The 16,605-nt window shown below is 71.7% G+C and carries 14 protein-coding genes; 4 read left to right on the top strand and 10 right to left on the bottom strand.

Annotated features, from left to right (window positions below; translation table 11 throughout):
* Window positions 1-65 precede the first annotated feature (65 nt).
* Window positions 66-815: a GntR family transcriptional regulator gene (locus ACZ6CL_RS11705; RefSeq protein WP_468934367.1), complete on the top strand. Its 750-nt coding sequence runs from the start codon at window positions 66-68 to the stop codon at window positions 813-815.
* A 34-nt stretch (window positions 816-849) separates the two neighbouring features.
* On the opposite strand, the gene ACZ6CL_RS11700 is transcribed toward ACZ6CL_RS11705, so the two are convergent.
* Window positions 850-1,662, bottom strand: a complete 813-nt coding sequence (locus ACZ6CL_RS11700; protein ID WP_468934364.1) for a serine hydrolase domain-containing protein — start codon at window positions 1,660-1,662, stop codon at window positions 850-852.
* A gap of 127 nt (window positions 1,663-1,789) precedes the next feature.
* Between ACZ6CL_RS11700 and ACZ6CL_RS11695 the strand changes: the two genes are divergently transcribed.
* Entirely contained in the window at window positions 1,790-2,281 is a 492-nt protein-coding gene (locus tag ACZ6CL_RS11695; protein ID WP_468934361.1) for a MerR family transcriptional regulator, read from the top strand.
* A 48-nt stretch (window positions 2,282-2,329) separates the two neighbouring features.
* Here ACZ6CL_RS11695 and ACZ6CL_RS11690 read toward each other — a convergent pair whose 3' ends face one another.
* The 8 genes from ACZ6CL_RS11690 to ACZ6CL_RS11655 form a co-directional block, all read right to left on the bottom strand.
* Window positions 2,330-3,523, bottom strand: a complete 1,194-nt coding sequence (locus tag ACZ6CL_RS11690; RefSeq protein ID WP_468934359.1) for an alpha/beta hydrolase — start codon at window positions 3,521-3,523, stop codon at window positions 2,330-2,332.
* Window positions 3,524-3,680: 157 nt separating this feature from the next.
* The gene (locus ACZ6CL_RS11685) at window positions 3,681-4,301 is read right to left on the bottom strand and encodes a hypothetical protein (RefSeq protein WP_468934357.1); all 621 of its coding nucleotides are present in this window, start codon (window positions 4,299-4,301) and stop codon (window positions 3,681-3,683) included.
* A 43-nt stretch (window positions 4,302-4,344) separates the two neighbouring features.
* Entirely contained in the window at window positions 4,345-5,565 is a 1,221-nt protein-coding gene (locus ACZ6CL_RS11680) for an SUKH-4 family immunity protein (protein ID WP_468934354.1), read from the bottom strand.
* Between the two features lie 65 nt (window positions 5,566-5,630).
* On the bottom strand, window positions 5,631-6,311 hold the full coding sequence (locus tag ACZ6CL_RS11675) for a response regulator (protein WP_468934352.1): 681 nt from the start codon (window positions 6,309-6,311) through the stop codon (window positions 5,631-5,633).
* The gene (locus ACZ6CL_RS11670) at window positions 6,308-7,654 is read right to left on the bottom strand and encodes a sensor histidine kinase (protein ID WP_468934351.1); all 1,347 of its coding nucleotides are present in this window, start codon (window positions 7,652-7,654) and stop codon (window positions 6,308-6,310) included. Before ACZ6CL_RS11670 ends, ACZ6CL_RS11675 begins: the two co-directional genes overlap by 4 nt.
* A gap of 103 nt (window positions 7,655-7,757) precedes the next feature.
* Window positions 7,758-8,834, bottom strand: a complete 1,077-nt coding sequence (locus ACZ6CL_RS11665) for a DUF4429 domain-containing protein (protein WP_468934348.1) — start codon at window positions 8,832-8,834, stop codon at window positions 7,758-7,760.
* A gap of 141 nt (window positions 8,835-8,975) precedes the next feature.
* On the bottom strand, window positions 8,976-10,181 hold the full coding sequence (locus ACZ6CL_RS11660) for an alpha/beta hydrolase (RefSeq protein ID WP_468934345.1): 1,206 nt from the start codon (window positions 10,179-10,181) through the stop codon (window positions 8,976-8,978).
* A 124-nt stretch (window positions 10,182-10,305) separates the two neighbouring features.
* Window positions 10,306-10,965: a TetR family transcriptional regulator gene (locus ACZ6CL_RS11655; RefSeq protein WP_468934343.1), complete on the bottom strand. Its 660-nt coding sequence runs from the start codon at window positions 10,963-10,965 to the stop codon at window positions 10,306-10,308.
* A gap of 117 nt (window positions 10,966-11,082) precedes the next feature.
* Between ACZ6CL_RS11655 and ACZ6CL_RS11650 the strand changes: the two genes are divergently transcribed.
* A complete protein-coding gene (locus tag ACZ6CL_RS11650) occupies window positions 11,083-12,684 on the top strand; it encodes an MFS transporter (RefSeq protein WP_468934340.1) in 1,602 nt (533 codons plus the stop codon).
* A gap of 125 nt (window positions 12,685-12,809) precedes the next feature.
* On the top strand, window positions 12,810-13,175 hold the full coding sequence (locus ACZ6CL_RS11645; RefSeq protein ID WP_468934338.1) for a peptidase inhibitor family I36 protein: 366 nt from the start codon (window positions 12,810-12,812) through the stop codon (window positions 13,173-13,175).
* Window positions 13,176-13,802: 627 nt separating this feature from the next.
* On the opposite strand, the gene aceE is transcribed toward ACZ6CL_RS11645, so the two are convergent.
* A complete protein-coding gene (gene aceE / locus ACZ6CL_RS11640; protein ID WP_468934336.1) occupies window positions 13,803-16,532 on the bottom strand; it encodes a pyruvate dehydrogenase (acetyl-transferring), homodimeric type in 2,730 nt (909 codons plus the stop codon).
* Window positions 16,533-16,605 lie beyond the last annotated feature (73 nt).

Below are 16,605 nucleotides of genomic sequence, written 5' to 3'. Positions count from 1 at the left end.
GGGGGTGCGACGCAGGGTTACGATCACGAAGCAGACGTTTCCCCGCCCTGACTGACGAGGTGTGCGTGCCACCGAAGACACCGGCCAAGCCGTCGACGACCGAGGTGTACGCCCGGCTGCGCTCCTTGATCATCGGGGGCGAGATCCCGCCCGACACCAAGATCAATATCGTGGCTCTCGCGCGTGACCTGGGCGTCTCGCAGACGCCGGTGCGCGAGGCCCTCCAGCGTCTGGAGGGCGACAACCTGATCACTTACCAGCCGGGGCGCGGCTACAGCACGACGCCGCTGCTGGACCTGCCCGGTCTGCGCGCGCTGTTCGAGTTCCGCCTGCTGGTCGAGCCGTGGGCGGCGCGGGCGGCGGCGGTGGACCGGCTGACCAACCCGGGAGCCGCGCTCGGCCGGCGGCTGGACGACTTCGAGGGCGTGCTGGCCGGGCGGGAGAAGAAGGATTCCGATCCGGACGTCAGGGACGTCCGTCAGGAGCTGGTGGCGCACGACGCCGCGTTCCACGCGGCCGTCATCACGGCGTCGGGCAACTCAGTGGTGGAGCAGGCGTACGAGCAGACCCACTGCCATCTGCACACCTTCCGCCTCTATCCCGAGGAGATCGACACGGCCAACACCGTGGTCGAGCACCGGCGGATCAGCGCGGCGATCAGCCGGTGCGAGCCGGATGCGGCCGAGGAGGCCATGGCCGATCACATCAGAAGCTCGTTCGAGAGGTTCGCGAGGGCCTTCGGCGACCCACGGGCGCCCCATGCGGCGACTCCTCCGGCGCCGCCCCAGGTGCCGCCGCGGCGCTTCCTGGCCTGAACCGCGGAGGGGGCGGAAGGGCGGAACGGCGCTGCTACCGCAGCTCGGCCAGCACCGCGTCGGTCAGTGGGGGCCAGGCCTCGATCGCCCAGGGGCCGAACGCCCGGTCCGTCAGGGCGACGCACGCCGCCCCGGCCTCCGGGTCCACCCACAGGAACGTCCCGGACTGGCCGAAATGTCCGAAGGTGCGGGGGGAGGACGAAGCTCCCGTCCAGTGGGGTGACTTCCCGTCGCGTATCTCGAAGCCGAGGCCCCAGTCGTTCGGCTTCTGGTGCCCGTACCCCGGCAGCACCCCGGTCAGCCCCGGGTGCACCACGGCCGTCGCCTCCGCCACCGTCCCGGCCGCCAGCAGCCGCGGCGCCTGCAGCTCGGCGGCGAAGCGTACGAGGTCCTCGACGGTCGAGACGGCGTCCTTGGCGGGCGAGCCGGCCAGCTCGGTCGCGGTCATGCCCAGCGGTTCCAGGACCGCCTGGCGCAGATACTCACCGAAGGGGATGTCCGTGGCCTTGGCGATGTGATCGCCGAGGACCTCGAACCCGGCGTTGGAGTACAGCCGCCGGTCGCCGGGCGCGGCGACCGTCCGGTGCTCGTCGAACGCGAGCCCGGAGGTGTGGGCGAGCAGATGGCGCACCGTGGCGCCCTCGGGCCCGGCCGCCTCGTCCAGCTCGACCGCGCCCTCCTCGACCGCGACCAGCGCCGCGTACGCGGCGAGCGGCTTGGTCACCGAGGCCAGCGGGAATCTGTGGCCGACCGGGCCATAGGATCCGGCCACGGTGCCGTCCGCGCGTACGACGGCCGCAGCCGCCGTCGGGACCGGCCAGTTCTCGATCATCCGCAGGCTCTCCATGGGGACCGAGCCTATCGTCGACCAAGATTCCACCAAATCTGCGCTTGCTTGGAGTGCACTCCAGGTCCATAGCGTTGAGGTGGTCGAGGGGCTTTGCGCATCGACGACGGCGAGAGGGTGCAACGGCATGACCGTGATGGAGCAGGAGCAGCAGGAGCGGGAGCAGGACCTGGAGCGGGCTCCCGCGTTGGCGAGGCCGCGGGCGTGCGTGGGCCGCCGCCCGCATCCCCGGCCTACCGGCCAGGACCGGTACACGATCAGCGAGGTCGCCGAGCACACCGGGCTCACGGCGCACACCCTGCGCTGGTACGAGCGGATCGGGCTGATGCCGCACGTGGACCGCACCAACACCGGCCAGCGCCGCTTCACCAACCGCGACCTGGACTGGCTCGACCTCGTCACCAAGCTGCGGCTGACCGGAATGCCGGTGGCGGACATGGTCCGCTACGCCGAGCTGGTACGGGCGGGCGCGCACACCTACGCCGAACGCGAGGACCTGCTGACCGCGCACCGCGCGAACGTCCGGGAACGGATCGCCGAGCTGGAGTGCACGCTCGACGTCCTCGACTTCAAGATCAACATCTACGCCTCCGGCCGGGGGCTGCCGGAGGGAACGTAGCCCGGTAGCGGTCAGCAGGCGTCGGCGGCCCGCACCGCGTACGCGACGTCATACGAGGTCATGAAGGCAGTCCTCCTCCCGTCCGTCGGCGTCACCGCACCGCACCGCACCGAAGTCCCCGAGGACGATCCGCGCGAAGTTGCGCAACGAGTCCGTGCCCGGCGCGAAGTAGCCGGTGTGGCCGTCGGCCTGGTCGGCGGACACGACGCGGGCGCCGAAGGCGGAGGCGGTGGGGTCCTCGCCGTGGCCCAGCCCCATGAAGTCGTAACCGGTCACCCGCCGTATCCAGTCGGAGCCGTCCCGCGCGGCCCACACCCGCGCCTCCGTGCCCAGCTCCTCGGCGTCGTCCACGCCCATGCCGGGGCTGCCGAACACCACCAGGTCGGAGACCCGGGTACGGTCCATCGCGGACGCGGCCGAGCCGCACACGACCGAACCGTAGCTGTGGCAGAACACGGCGGGCGGCGCGTCGGCGGTCCCCGCCGTCGTCACCGACAGCCCCGCCAGGAAGCGGTCCAGCCGCGGCGCCCCCGCCTTCGCCAGCCGGTCGGTCGCCGCGTCCGGCCCGAGCCCGACCGGCGTGGTGTACCCCACCCACGCCACCACGGCGGTACGGGTCCCCGGCGCGTCCTGGGCCAGCCGTGCCCGCAGCGACGTCGCCATCCCGGCGGGGGTGCCGTACCGGTCGTGCGTACGGTCGAAGTTGGCCAGGTCGATGTCCGACCCCGGTACGACGACCGCCGTCCGCCGCGCCGTCGCCAGGTCCCCGTACACCTCGGCGACCTGTCCGCGCCCGCGCGGATCGAAGGCCAGGATCTGCCGCCCGGGCGCGAGCAGCGCGTCGTACCGCTCGGCCAGCGGGCTGTCCGGATCCGCCCGCCGCTCCGCGTCCCGCGCGGCCCGGATGGCCCGCGCGTTGGCCGCGTAACGCAAGCCGGGCGGCGCCCCGTCGAGGTTGCCCACGACCTCGGGGTGCCGGATGACCAGCGCCTGCCGCTGGGCGTGGCCGAGCCCGTCGAAGAACCGGGCGATACGGGCGGGCGACACGCTGCCCGGGTCCGGCAGCTCGCGCCCGCCCCACGAGTGATCGGCGAGCCACCGCTCGGTCCCCGGCGGCGGCCCCGTGATGGCCTGTTCCTCGTGCGCCACGGTCCACCCGGCCGTTCCCGCCATGACGGTGATGGTGAGCGCTGCCGTGATCAGGCGTCGGGCGTAGTGCCTGGGGCGTGACGTCTGGGACATGGCCGTGGTTTCCCTCTTCCGGTGGGTGGCGGAGGGAAAGGTAGGGAGCGGACATGTGGCGGGGCGTCAACCCCCGGTGCCACGTCGGATGTCATACCGGGGTAGGGGGTGCCCGAGGTGCCGCAGCGGCCCCGCGACAGTCCCGCGGGCTCGTCCCTCAGAACCAGATGCGGGACGTCAGCAGCCCCATCCCGGCCCCGGCCGCGTCCCGCAACACCTGCGGCGGCCCGTCGAGCAGCTCTTCGGCGTCCTGGTCGTCCAGCCAGTCTTCGATCCGGGCCAGCACCTGGGAGCGCTCCGCCCCGGTCATGGCGAACGCCTCGTTGACCGTGGGCAGCAGACGGCGTACCTCGGCGGACGTGAGCACCGCGTCGCCCGCCCAGCCCGGCAGCGCCGCCGCGCGGGCGGGGCCGAGGCCGTGGAAGAGGGCCGCCACCGGGTTGTCCTTGCGGGCGGCCGTGATGCAGCCACCGACGTCGATGTCGAAGTGCTCCCACCACTCCATCACGCGCAGCTCACAGGTCGAGTCGAGGGCATTGAAGGCGGAATCGTTGACCATGTCGAACAGGTGCTGAGCCTCCTCCGTGCGGAAGCCGTCGGACCCCCACAACGGCACCGCGCCACCACCCCGCGCGGCATCCCGCTCCCAGCGCTCCCAGGCCGCCACCGAGGACGGGCGGGCCGCCGTGGCCTCGATGACCGGCCCCGCCCGGCGCACCAGCTCCGCGATGTCCTCCGCGCCGAGCGCGCCCACTGCCCAGAAACTGGACTGTCCCATGATCGGTCCCCCAGACCTCGATGACGACTTCGTGCCCGTACCCCTAGAGGACGCCGCCCGCCTCGTCGTGGAAGACCTCCGGCCAGTAGCGGTAGTCGTCGGGGTCTGCCGGGGGGACGCAGGCGACCGGGTCGACCGAGGCGAGTACGGACACCATGGTGGCGGCGAGTTGATGGTAGAAATCGCCGAACTTGCCGGTCAGGTCGTGCGCTTCCTCGAGCTTCTCCTCGCGGCTGTGCATCCATATCGTGAACGCCAGGGTCGAGATGTCGGCGTTCACCGGAATGACGGTGTCGGCGTCGTACTCCATGTAGTGGACCTCGCCGGTGCGGCCGTCGAGGACGACGTCGAAGTCGTGTATCAGGCCGCCGAGGACGAGCAGGTGGTCGGAGTCGGCGGGGAGCCGCTCCGTGCCGTCGTACAGGTGCTGGAGGCGGGGGTCGTTCTGGCTGCGCTCGCGGTCCACGGTCAGGGTGTCCAGCAGGGTGTCCGGTTCCTCCAGCAGGAACATCCCGCCCTGCTTCGGCAGTCCGACCTCGGCCAGGAACCGGCGGGTCGGGGCGTGTCGCAAGGCGGCGGGCAGGTCCGCGGGGGCGAGCCGGACGGTGGAGCCGAACTCCTCCTCCAGCAGCTCCTTCGGCAGATCGAGCCGCAGGCCCCGGCCGGGTCCGGCGATCAGGGGCATCGGGCGGAACAGCGCGGCGATGTGCCAGAAGGCGGGGACCGGGTGCTCCCACTCCGCCGGGGCGCCCGCGGTTCCCCAGCCGTCGTCGCCCCAGTCCTGGTCGGTGACGACGGTCATCAGGCGTGCCGTCGCCTCCTCGACCGCCTCGGCGCCCGTGCGCTCCGCCAGGTCGGCGAACCGGCCCTGACGCGAGGTGAGTTCGTCCACCGCGGAGAGGATGCCGACGAGGGCCTCCAGGGACGGAGCGAGGGGAATCACCTCGGCGAAGCGCGCACGGGACATATGCAGGGTGAAGACCCGGCCCGTGGTGCCGTCGAGGACGACGTCGTGCGCGTCCTCATCGCTGAGCACGTGACCGACGGCCACCAGGCGCGCGACGTACGGATCGAGGTCGGCGGGGTCGTCGCCCTCTTCGACCAGATGAGGCACCGTCACCGCGGTCCCGTCCGCGAGCCGTGGGAAGCACACCAGCTCATGGGAGCCGGGCACTCCGGCGGTGGTCAGCCATCGTCGTGTCGGCTCATGGGCGATGGCCGAGGGGAGCGCGTGCTCCGGAACGGTGATGTGCCTGCTCATCATGGTGACCCCCGTCTGCCATGGGTGATGTTCCGATGAGGTCACCCTAGGCGGGACCACCGACAGGGCTACTGGCCGCCCGGGGTCACCAGACCCGACTCGTAGGCGAAGATCACCGCTTGGGCGCGGTCGCGCAGGCCGAGTTTGGCGAGGACTCGGCCTATGTGGGTCTTGACCGTCTGTTCGGCGAGGATCAGGGACTCCGCTATCTCCTGGTTGGACAGACCCCGGGCGATCAGTTCCAGGACCTCCGTCTCCCGTGGGGTGAGGCCGCTGCGGCGTAGCACGAAGCTGTTGCGGCGGGGGGCCGGGCGCTGGCGGGCGAATTCGGCTATCAGGCGGCGGGTGACGGAGGGGGCGAGGAGGGCTTCGCCCGCGGCGACGACGCGGACCGCCGAGATCAGGTCGGCCGGTGGGGCGTCCTTGAGGAGGAAGCCGCTGGCGCCGGCGCGCAGGGCCTCGTAGACGTAGTCGTCCACGTCGAAGGTGGTGAGCATGAGCACCTTCGGTCGGTGGGTGACGCCGCGGGGCGGTTCGAGGAGCTGGCGGGCGGCCTCCAGGCCGTCCATCTCGGGCATGCGGACGTCCATCAGGACGACGTCCGGGTGGGTGTGGCGGCTGACGTCCACCCCCTGACGGCCGTCCGGGGCCTCGCCGACCACGTCGATATCGCTCTGCGCGGCGAGCAGCGCGGCGAAGCCCGCGCGGACCATGGCCTGGTCGTCGACGATGATCACGCGGATGGTCATGAGTCCGTATCTTCCAGGTCGACGAGGGGGAGCCGGGCCGCCACGCGGAAGCCGCCGTCCGGCAGGGGGCCGGTGTCGAGCATGCCGTCGACGAGGCGGACGCGCTCGACCATCCCCACCAGACCGTGGCCGGTGCCGCTGGTCTCCAGGGGTTTGGCCGGCCCCCCGGCCGGGGGGCCGTTGACGATGAGCAGGGTCAGCCCGGAGCCGCCCTCGGCCGCCGAGACCGAGACGCGCGTGGCGGCGCCCGGGGCGTGCCGTACGACGTTGGCCAGGGCCTCCTGCACGATCCGGTACGCGGACAGGTCCACGGCCTGCGGCAGCGGGCCGAGCCCCGCCACGTCCTCGGCGATGGACAGCTCGGTCGGTATCCCGGCCCGCACCGTCGCCTCGACCAGCTGCGGAACCTGCCGCAGCCCCGGCTGCGGGGTGCGCTCGCCGCGCGTCTCCTCGCTGCGCAGCACGCCCAGCAGCCGCCGCATCTCGGCGAGGGACTCGCGGGCGGTGGCGGCGATGGTGCCGAACTCCTGCTCCGCCTCGGGCGGCAGCCCGCCGATCCGATAGGGCGCGCTGTCCGCCTGCACCGTGATCACCGACATGTGGTGGGCGACCACGTCATGCAGCTCGCGGGCGATCCGGGCGCGCTCCTCCAGCAGCGTGCGGTGCGCCCGCTCGGCCTCACTGATGGTCTCCTGCTCGGCCAGCCGCCGCTGGACGTCGCCGCGCTCCCGCAGCGCGCCGCCGACCAGCAGCACCACACCGCTGAGCACGAACAGCAGCACATTGCTGCCGTCGCTCTCGCTCGGCCACACCATCCCGAGCACGAGCCCGGCGCCGCCGGTGACCAGCCACACCGCCACCAGGGCGGGGCGCGGTTCGCGCAGCGCGAGGGCGAGGAGGAGGAAGAGGTAGCCGATGATGGCGGGCGGCTGCCAGGGCCAGATCGGGGGCGGGTGGTCGGAGGTGCCCAGCACCACCAGGGCGGTCGTCACATCGGCGAGGAAGACGATCCACCACGCCTGGAGCGGGCGGGTGACCGCCAGCAGCAGCGGCGTGGCTTGGGCGACCCCGAGCAGGGTGGCGAAAGCGCTGCTCACCCCGTAGGTATCGGCCAGAAAGCGGGCGCTGACCGGGACCAGGACGGCGACGAGGATCAGCGCGACGGCATACGGCACCCTCCGCCGCCAGCGCCGGGTGGACCCCGCGAGCAGCGGGGTCGCCGGATAGCTGGGGGTCACCAGGGCCCGGGCGAGGGCGCTGGCCTGCCGCCGGGCGGCCGCGGGCAGGCTCTCGTGCGCCGTGGACGCGGAGGCGGCGGTGGAGAGGGTCGAGGGTGAGGACATGGTCGCCTCAGCGTAGAGTCGGCGCCTCTCGCGCACGTCATACCTGAGAGCCCACTTGGCGCTCATACCTGGGTAGGGGTGGCCTCCTCGCCCATAGCTCCGCCTACAGCTCCGCCAGCAGCTCCGCCTTCTTCGCGCTGAACTCCTCGTCCGTCAGCAGCCCCGCCGTGTGCAGCTCGCCGAGATGGCGGATGCGGTCGGCGATGTCGGCCGGGTCGCGCCGCGACGGGGCCGTGGTGCGGGCCGGTGTGGGGGCGCCCTCGGCCCCGGGCGCGGGGGCGGACGCCCGTACGGCCTCCAGGACGGCGGCGGCGAACGGCAGGGACTCGTGGACGAGCCCGTAGCCCATCCCGAACACCACGGCGGCCGGATCGTGGTCGGGGCGGCCCGCAGGCTGGTCCTCGGCGCCGCGCGGCACCAGCCGCAGATGGCCGTAGCCGCCGCCCTTGGGAGCCGAGCCCCGGGAGCCGGAGCCCTTGGAAGCGGAACTCCTGGAACCGGATCCCTTGGCGCCGGAGGCCCTGGCTCCGGCGGTCTTCGCGGCCGCCGCGCCCTGCGCGTCCGGCCCCGGCTCCTCCGCGCCCTCCGCCGGTGCCGCGCCCGAGGCCTTCGCGGCCGCGCCGCCCGAGCCCCGGTTCTCCGGCGAGCGCCACTCCACCCCGGCGAGCTCGTCGATCCGGAACCGCTGGTCCCCGGCCTTCCACTTCGTCGAGGACGCGCCGGTCCAGAACCAGCGGAACGACACCGCCTTGCCGTCGAAGGAGGCCTTGCCGTCGTACGCCTTGAAGGACAGCGGCGGCGGGGGCGCCGACACCAGGTGGGACTCGACGGCGGTGCCCGCGCCGGGGCCGAGCGCGCCGCGAAGCTCCTCGGCGTAGTACTCGGCGAGGGACGCGCGCTCGGCGGGCAGCACCAGGCGGTACGGGTCGTACCCCTCCCTGAGCTGCCCGTCGGCGACGTCCATCAGCGGATCGGCCCCGGGTCTGGGCACCGCGCGCAGCACCACCGTTCCGCGTTTACCGGGAGTGAGATCGACCGCGGACAGCGCTTCGTAGGGAATGTGCCGTTCGCCGAGCGCCTGCAGCAGCTTCGGCGTGCGGATCCCCCGTTCGAAGCGGATGAGCACGGAGTCGGTGTCGAACTCCCAGACGGTCTGAAAACCGGCCAGCACATCACCCATGCGGCTCATCGTATGCGGCGGTGGCCCGCCCGTCCCCCCTTGAGCGCTACGCGCGTCAAACGTCTAGTCGAATGCCAGTACGCGCCCCAGCACGTGCCGCCCGCGTGTCCACCGCCCGCCGTGCGCGCCCTCATCCGCGGGTCAGCTCAGCCCGGCGGTGCACGCGGTACCGTCCCCGCAGCTCACGTTCTTGATCCGGCCGATCCCGACCCGGGCGAAGTTCTCCAGGCTGGTGGTACCGGGGTCGAAGTACCCGGCGTGTCCCTGGGCCCCGGCGGCGGACAGGACGCGGGCCCCGAAGCCGGAGGAGAGCGGATCGGCGCCGTGGCCGAGGCCGCCGACCTCCAGGTGCGGGATGTCCTGGATCCAGTCGCCGGAGTCCCTCATCGCCCACACCCGGCGGCCGGAGCCCAGGTCCGAGGCGCGGTCGGCGCGCATGCCGGGGCTCCCGGCCACCGCGATGTCGGTGACCCTGGACGGCAGGTCGCGGGCGGCGACCCCGCACACCACCGAGCCGTAGCTGTGGCACATCAGCGAGACGCGGGCCGCCTCGGGCAGCCCGCCCACCAGCGCCCGCAGCCGCAGCGCGCCCTGTGCGGCGAGCTTGCCGGTGGCCGCGTCCATGCCGATACCGGCCGGTGAGGTGTAGTCGGCCCAGGCGATCACGGCCGTCTTGGTGTCCGGGGCCTGGGCGCGCTCGTTGTGGTAGAGCGCGCGGGCCATCCCGACGGTGGCGGTGTACGGGCGGTCGGACTTCTGGAAGGTCAGGATGTTGGTGTCCACGCCGGGTACGACGACCGACACCCGGCGCGCGTGGGCGAGATCGCCGAAGACCTCGGCGGCCCGGCCGGGGCCCGAGGGGTCGAACGACAGAATCTGCCGCTTCCCGCCCAGCAGGTCCTCGTACCGGTGCATCCGCCGCCCGGCGTCATGGCGCCCGAGCGGCGTCAGATCGCCGCTGTGCATCCGGCGCCGCTCGATGTCCCGGGCCTGGGTCAGCGCGATCCGGTTGGCGCGATAGCGCAGCTGGGCCGGGGCGCCGTTGAGGTTGCCGACGACCAGCGGATAGCGGTGGACGAGACGGTCGCGCTGGGCCTTGGTGAGCGAATCCAGCCAGCGGCCGAGGAAGCGCGGCGACGCGTACGGGTCGGGCAGGGCGTGACCGCCGAGGCTGCCGTGGCGCCAGGCGCCGACCGACGCGGAGAGCGGGTCCGAGGCTCCTCTGTGGCTCCGTATGGCCGTCCAGCCGGTGGTGGCGAGCAGGACGAACACCACCGCCAGCGCGAGCAGGGCGCGCCATGCGGTGGAACCGGGGGAGGGAGAACCGAGCTCCGAGAAGGAAGTCACCGCGGGACACCCTAGGAGAAGCGCGCCCACAGGCGCCAAACGCAGTGACCTACATCACGTTTGAGGGCATAGATGTGACGGAAACTTATGTCGGATTTGATGCCTTTGGTGGCTCTTGTCAGTTTTACTGTCCGGTGCGCCAGTTCCTGGCGAGGGCCGGACCCACATGGTCCAGGTGAAACGCGGTGATATCCCGCAGGGTGTCCGTGGAGTCGTCGTCGCCCTCCCCCCACAGCTTCCCCGCGATCTGGATCACACCGCCGAACATCGCGGTCAGCAGCCGCGGCCGGGGGTCGACGGAAACGTCGAGGCCCTCGCGGCGGGCGATCTCCGAGGCGATCCGCTCCTCCAACTCCGCGGTGCGGCGCAGATGGACGGCGAGCAGCGCGGGCGTCGACTCGATCACCCGGTACATCCGCATGTGGAGTTCGGCCGGAACCAGCTCCTCGAGGGTGTCCCCGATGCTGCCCCACGCGTCGAGAACCGCGTTGCGCAGGGCGGCCAGCGGGGCCTCGTGGGCGGGGCGCGCGCACAGCGCCGCGAAGAAGTGCGACTCCGCCGAGTCCTGGCTGGCGAAGGCCACTTGCTCCTTGTTGGCGAAGTAGCGGAAGAACGTGCGCTGCGAGACGTCCACCGACTCCGCGATCTCGTCCACCGTCGTGTGGTCGTACCCCTGGCAGGTGAACAGAACCAGCGCCGAGCGCACCAGTGCGCCGCGGGTCCGCTGCTTCTTGCGTTCGCGCAGTCCGGTCGGTGGCGGTGCCACCGCCTCGTCCGCTGTCACCTCTCGTGCTCGCTTTCTGTCGCGTTTCGGCAGGCCACCTTACCTGTGGCCAACACGACAGAGACCAGCTGATGAATCAGTTTGTCAATTGTCAGACGCTGACATTAGCCTCCGAGCATGACGTCTGAGACCACCGTCGCCGATAAGGCGCCGGAACCTCCTATACCGGATCCCCCGAAGGGGTTGCGAGGGCATCCCTGGCTGACGCTCCTCACCGTCGCGATCGGTGTGACGATGGTCGCCCTCGACGGCACGATCGTCGCCATCGCCAACCCGGCCATCCAGAAGGACCTCGGCGCCTCGCTCGCCGACGTCCAGTGGATCACCAACGGCTATCTGCTGGCGCTCGCGGTCGCACTGATCACCGCGGGCAAGCTGGGTGACCGATTCGGCCATCGGCAGACCTTCCTCATCGGCGTCGTGGGCTTCGCCGCCTCCTCCGCCGCGATCGGCTTCTCGAGCGATGTGGCGCTGGTCGTCGGCTTCCGGGTGCTGCAGGGCCTGTGCGGCGCGCTGCTGATGCCCGCGGCGCTCGGCCTGCTGCGGGCCACCTTCCCCACCGAGAAACTCAACATGGCGATCGGTATCTGGGGCGCCGTCATCGGCGCCTCCACCGCCGCCGGACCCATCGTCGGCGGGCTGCTCGTCGAGCACGTCAACTGGCAGTCCGTGTTCTTCATCAACCTGCCCGTGGGCATCCTCGCCCTCGTCCTCGGCCTGATCATCCTGGTGGACCACCGGGCCGAGAACGCCCCGAGGTCCTTCGACATCCCCGGCATCGTGCTGCTGTCCGGCGCCATGTTCTGCCTGATCTGGGCCCTCATCAAGGCCTCTGACTGGCAGTGGGGAAGCGCCAAGACGCTGATGTTCCTCGGCGCCGCGGCCGCCCTCTTCGTCGTGTTCGTGCTCTGGGAGAACAAGACCCGCGAGCCGCTGCTGCCGATGTCCATCTTCCGCTCGGTGCCGCTGACCGCCGGGACCGTGCTGATGGTGCTCATGGCCTTCGGCTTCATGGGCGGGCTGTTCTTCGTCACCTTCTACCTGCAGAACGTGCACGGCATGTCCCCGGTCAACAGCGGTCTGCACCTGCTGCCGCTGACCGCCACGATGATCATCTCCTCGCCGATCGCCGGAGCGCTGATCACCAAGTTCGGGCCGCGGGGGCCGCTGGTGGCGTCCATGACGCTGACCGCCGTCGCCATGTTCGGGCTCTCCTGGCTGGAGGTCGGCACCGGCACGCTGGAGATGTCCGTGTGGTTCGCCCTCCTCGGCTTCGGCCTCGGCCCCGTGATGGTCGGCGCCACCGAGGTCATCGTCGGCAACGCGCCGATCGAGCACGCCGGTGTCGCGGGCGGCCTCCAGCAGGCCGCCATGCAGGTCGGCGGCAGCCTCGGTACGGCCGTCCTCGGCGCGGTCATGGCGGGCAAGGTGGACGACACCCTGCCGGACAAGTGGGCCAAGGCCGGACTGCCGCCGCTGCGCGGGGACCAGGCGTCCCAGGCGGGCGACGCGGTCTCGGTCGGCATGCCGCCGGTGCCCCCGAAGGCTCCGGCGGAGATCGTCGGGAAGATCACGAGCGTCACGCATGACACGTTCGTGTCGGGGATGGGCCTTGCCTTCACCGTCGCCGCCGTCGTCTCGGCGGTCGCGGCGCTGGTCGCGGTGTTCACCAAGCGCGGAGAGAACGCGGAAGCGGGTGGCGGGGGCGTCCACATCTGACCTCGCGACCGCGCCTCAGGGGTAAGCCCCCTATTCGGGTGGACCTTGATCGACCCCGTGGTGGGAACGGGAGCCGGCCGACAGGCTGGCTCCCGTTTCGTATGTCCACACGGGGAGTGATCCACATGCGCAAGACCATCCTGGCCACGGCGGCCCTCGCCCTGGCCTGTGCCCTGGCCCCCACGTCCGTCTCCGCGGCTCCCGGGCCACGGCTCGGAAGCTGCGCCACGGGGCAGCTGTGCCTCTGGCACAAGGCGGCCTTCACGGGGGCGCGCCAGGTCCACGAGCTGGCCGACACCGACATCGAGAGCTGCGTCCCGCTGCCACGCGGCGCCTCGGCCGCGTCCCTGGCCAATCGCACGGGGCGGCCCGTGACGGCGTACCAGAGCGCGGAGTGCGCCGAGACGGGCGAATACCGCACCTACCCGACCGGCTCCTGGGCCCCCGAAACGGCCTACCAGGTACGGGCCTTCAAGATCTGGGAGCGCTGATCCGGCGGGGGTGGGGCCGGGGGCCGCTCTTCCCCACCCCGCCCCTTCCCGATACCGGGGCCAGCCCCTGGACCCCGCCGGTACGGCGAGGCGGAGGCGCGGGGAAGCGGGCCCGCGCCCCGGGGTGGGGCCGGGTGGGGCGGACCTGTGTGTTGGGGCCAGGAGACCTGGGTGTCTGGGTCGGGCCGGGCCGGGCTGGGGGTGCGGGCCCGCGCCCCGGGGTGGGGCCGGGTGGCGGGCCTGGGTGTTGGGCCGGGGCCCGGGTGTCTGTCTCGGGCCGGGGCTGGGCGGAGCGGGTGGTGCTGGTCCGCGCCTCGGCTGTGCCGGGGCAGGGCGCCCCCGGGCCTCGCTCGTCGGGGCGATTGTCGCTTCCGGGCATCGCCCGGACCGGCGGGCCTGTGTGTCCCCTCGGCGGGGACGGGGATGGGCGCGCGCCCACCCAGGCGGCACGCCGGATCGCGGGGTCCCACCCCGGCTGTGCCGGGCGGCGGGCCTGCGCGCGGCTGGCGGGGGCCTTGCCACCGGCCCGCCACCGGCCTCCAAGGTGCCGCGAAAGGGCGAAAGCGCCGGGCGGGGCTGGAGGTGTCCAGCCCGCCCGGCGCTCCGGTTATCGCCGTCGCGTGACGGTTACGCGTCGCCGCCCGCGGGGCCGGGGTCGGCTGCCGCTACGTCCAGGAGCTGGTAGCGGTCGATGGCCTGCTTCAGGAGCGAGCGGTCGATCTTGCCGTCCTTCGCCAGCTCCGTCAGCACGCCCAGCACGATCGACTCGGCGTCGATGTGGAAGAAGCGCCGTGCCGCGCCGCGCGTGTCGGCGAAGCCGAAGCCGTCGGCGCCGAGCGACTGGTACGTCCCCGGCACCCAGCGGGCGATCTGGTCCGGGACGGCGCGCATCCAGTCGGAGACGGCGACCTTCGGGCCCTCGGCGTCGCTGAGCTTGCGGGTGACGAAGGGGACGCGCTGCTCCTCTTCCGGGTGGAGCAGGTTGTGCTCCTCGGTCTCCACCGCGTCGCGGCGCAGCTCGTTCCAGGAGGTGGCGGACCAGACGTCGGCGCGGACGTCCCAGTCCTCGGCCAGCATCCGCTGGGCCTCCAGGGCCCACGGGACCGCGACGCCGGAGGCGAGGATCTGGGCCGGGTGGGTGCCCGACTCGCCCTGCTTGAAGCGGTACAGACCCTTGAGGATGCCCTCGCGGTCGACGTTCTCGGGCTCGGCCGGGTGGCGGATCGGCTCGTTGTAGACGGTGAGGTAGTAGAAGATGTCCTCACTGTTCTCGCCGTACATCCGGCGCAGGCCGTCCTGCACGATGTGGGCGATCTCGAAGCCGAACGCCGGGTCGTACGCGACGACGGCCGGGTTGGTCGAGGCCAGCAGCTGGGAGTGGCCGTCCGCGTGCTGGAGGCCCTCACCGGTCAGGGTCGTACGGCCGGCGGTGGCGCCCAGCACGAAACCGCGCGCGAGCTGGTCGGCCATCTGCCAGAACTGGTCGCCCGTGCGCTGGAAGCCGAACATCGAGTAGAAGACGTAGACCGGGATCAGCGGCTCGCCGTGCGTGGCGTACGCCGAACCGGCCGCGATCAGCGAGGCCGTACAGCCCGCCTCGGAGATGCCGTCGTGCAGCATCTGCCCGGTCGGCGACTCCTTGTAGGCGAGCAGCAGCTCACGGTCGACCGACTCGTACTGCTGGCCCAGCGGGTTGTAGATCTTGGCCGACGGGAAGAGCGAGTCCATGCCGAAGGTGCGGTACTCGTCGGGGGCGATCGGCACGAAGCGCTTGCCGATCTCCTTGTCCCGCATGAGGTCCTTCAGCAGCCGCACGAACGCCATGGTGGTGGCGATCTGCTGCTGGCCGGAGCCCTTCCTGACCGCCGCGTAGGCCTTGTCGCCGGGGAGCTGCAGCGGCTTCGCGCGCACGACGCGGGTCGGCGCGTAGCCGCCCAGCGCCTTGCGGCGGTCGTGCATGTACTGGATCTCCTCGGACTCCGGGCCCGGGTGGTAGTACGGCGGAACGCCGGACTCCAGCTCCTTGTCCGGGATCGGCAGGTGCAGCCGGTCGCGGAAGCCCTTGAGGTCGTCGACCGTCAGCTTCTTCATCTGGTGGGTCGCGTTGCGGCCCTCGAAGTTCGGGCCGAGCGTCCAGCCCTTGACGGTCTGGGCGAGGATCACGGTCGGCTGGCCCTTGTGGGCCTTGGCCGCCGCGTACGCCGCGTAGATCTTCTTGTGGTCGTGACCGCCGCGGCCCAGGTGCAGGATCTGGTCATCGGTCATGTTCTCGACCATCGTGCGCAGCCGGTGGTCGTCACCGAAGAAGTGCTCGCGGATGTACGCGCCGGTCTCGGTGGCGTACGTCTGGAACTGACCGTCGGGCGTCGTGTTGAGCCGGTTGACCAGCACACCGTCCCGGTCTTGGGCGAGCAGCGGGTCCCAGGAGCGGTCCCACACCAGCTTGATCACGTTCCAGCCGGCGCCGCGGAACTGCGACTCCAGCTCCTGCATGATCTTGCCGTTGCCGCGCACCGGGCCGTCGAGCCGCTGGAGGTTGCAGTTGACGACGAAGGTCAGGTTGTCCAGGCCCTCGCGCGCGGCCAGGGAGAGCTGACCGAGCGACTCGGGCTCGTCCATCTCGCCGTCGCCGAGGAACGCCCAGACGTGGGAGTTGGAGGTGTCGGCGATGCCGCGCGCCTCCATGTAGCGGTTCATCCGCGCCTGGAAGATCGCGCCGAGCGGGCCGAGACCCATCGATACGGTCGGGAACTCCCAGAAGTCCGGCATCGACCGCGGGTGGGGATAGCTGGACAGCGCGTGACCGAGCTTGGACTTCTCCTGGCGGAATCCGTCCAGGTGGTCCTCGGACAGCCGGTCGAGCAGGAAGGCGCGGGCGTAGATGCCGGGGGAGGCGTGACCCTGGAAGAAGATCTGGTCGCCGCTGTCCTGGTCCTTGCCGCGGAAGAAGTGGTTGAAGCCCACGTCGTACAGCGAGGCGGACGAGGCGAAGGTGGCGATGTGGCCGCCGACGCCGATGCCCGGGCGCTGGGCACGGGAGACCATCACCGCCGCGTTCCAGCGGGTCGCGTTGAGGACCTTTCGCTCGATCTCCTCGTTGCCGGGGAAGAACGGCTCGTCCTTGGTGGCGATGGTGTTGACGTAGTCGGTGCTGCGCATCTCGGGCACGGCCACCCGCTTCTCGCGGGCGCGCTCGATCAGGCGAAGCATCAGGTAGCGGGCACGTTCCCGGCCTCGCTCATCGACGGCTGCGTCGAGCGAGTCGAGCCATTCCTGGGTCTCCTCGGGATCGAAGTCCGGGACCTGGCTGGGAAGGCCGCCAATGATGATCGGGTTGCGATCGGATCCGGAAGCCACGCTATTCCTTCGCTTTTCGGTCGTGCTGTGCACGCACATGGATTCGTGCTCTGCTGTCGCGCCGGTCTCCATC

Source organism: Streptomyces sp. NPDC041200, assembly GCF_055591805.1.
The sequence above is the reverse complement of the archived record's forward strand: the minus strand, read 5'-3'. Positions and strand labels throughout refer to the sequence as shown.